The 1,676-nt window shown below is 33.1% G+C and carries 1 protein-coding gene and 1 pseudogene; both read right to left on the bottom strand.

The genetic code is table 11. The features are described from left to right. Positions 1-1,043: 6-hydroxymethylpterin diphosphokinase MptE-like protein (locus ACKI5B_RS08685; RefSeq protein ID WP_407427819.1), on the bottom strand; the 1,043-nt coding region annotated here is incomplete at its 3' end. 6 nt (positions 1,044-1,049) lie between these two features. Beyond that, positions 1,050-1,676 (bottom strand): annotated as a pseudogene (locus tag ACKI5B_RS08680) (hypothetical protein); the annotation flags it as partial.

Raw genomic sequence — 1,676 nt, 5'->3', positions numbered from 1 at the left:
AATTTAATGTCTTTATTCGAAAATCCTGCTTTTTGTGCAAAACTTGCTGCTGCTATTGTAACGGTTCCGCTTCCAGCTTCAAGATTCAGAAAGTTTTGATTGCCTTCAAAGTAAGAAGCATACTGGCTTAGAGGATGACCGGTCTGAATAAAAAGTACATTTTTTGAAAATTTAAGTGCTTTTCTTACGGAAGAGGGGGAAGCACATAAATCGAAAATATACAGGGTGTTTTCAGGTAAAATCTCAAGATAGTGTTCATGAGAAACCTGCTGACCGTCAATTGATATAACAGCATCGCTTTTTATATTTTGTTTTAAAAGGGAAGAAAAAGCCGTATCAGTTGCGATTATAAAATATTTATGGCGGTTTTGTTTTAATTCACTGATATTTTCATTGAGAGAAGGACCTGCTGCAATGATTGCTGCTGTTTTTTTTAATTTTACATCATTTTGAATTTTTTTGGAAATTTCTTCCCAGTTTTTTGTTTTTTCGGCGATAGAAAGATTTGAAAGAATGTTCTTTTGCCAGATTTTTCCAAAATGACTTTGAACAGAAAAATCAGCTGATAATAATTTTATTGAATTGTTTATTATTTTTTTTGCTTTTTCTGTATCATTTTGAAAAACAGTTTCCCATTGCCTGAGTGAAATCAAAGATAAATTTCCATGAATAGCCGGTTTGTATAGAGAAAGCAGCATTGTTTCCAGATTTGAGATGGATGTAATCTGTATGGATTTATTATTACTAATTTCATTGAATGAAGGTAGACCTGAAAGAAAATTTATTGCATTGTCAGAAAGTTCTACAGCAAGAATTTTGGATTCTGGAAATTTCTGCAAAAGTTTTAGGATGTGAAAGCCGGCGCCAATTCCTAAAACTACAAAAAACGAGGCTGGAATATTTATCTGTGAAACGAAAGATTCTGCTTCGCGGACAGGATTATACTTTGATTGAATTGAAATTTCTGTGTTTGTATCTGTATTTCTGCAGACCGGAATCAAATTTCCGTCTTTTGCTTCGATGATTTTAAAATATTCTGTCATTTTTTTTTATGCCGTTTTTGGTAAAATCAGTTTGTCAATTACGATATAGACATCTTCAATTCTCAGTTTTAATTTTTTTTCGATAATCAAAATTATAAAGTCTTTTAATTCCTGACTTATCTGGGTGAGTTCTTTGCCAAGCGGAACATCTACTGTAAGAATGAAAGTGTAACCTGATTTTTCATTTCTGACGGTTAATTTTTTAATTTTTACCTGTGAATCAAATTCTCCGATTGAGTTTATTGTCATTTGTGCTAAAACGGCATGAGAAACTTCTTTTCTGGCAAGCTGTGAAAATGAAGGGCGTACAAGGGATTTTTCAAAAAGCTTGGTATTTTGCGAAGGCTGCGATGTACTTCCTTTTCCGAAAATTTTTGACAGCAGTTTGTATAAAATACGATTTCTTGCTGTTGAAACTTTGATTGAGTCGTAGAAAATTTTTGAGTAAGACTGATTTTTAACTTCATAGGCTCTGACTGGAATTACATGTTTGCCTTCAATCTGACGGCTTCTTCTTGCTTCTTCCATTTGTTCTGGTGTGGCAATTTCTTCTATTCTGATATATTTTTCCGGTAAGGGAAGCTGCAGTCTGACAGCAATCTTATTTACCATTTTTTCAGATGTTCCTAAAAT

This window comes from Treponema sp. (assembly GCF_045657965.1).
Taxonomy (GTDB): domain Bacteria; phylum Spirochaetota; class Spirochaetia; order Treponematales; family Treponemataceae; genus Treponema_D.
The sequence above is the reverse complement of the archived record's forward strand: the minus strand, read 5'-3'. Positions and strand labels throughout refer to the sequence as shown.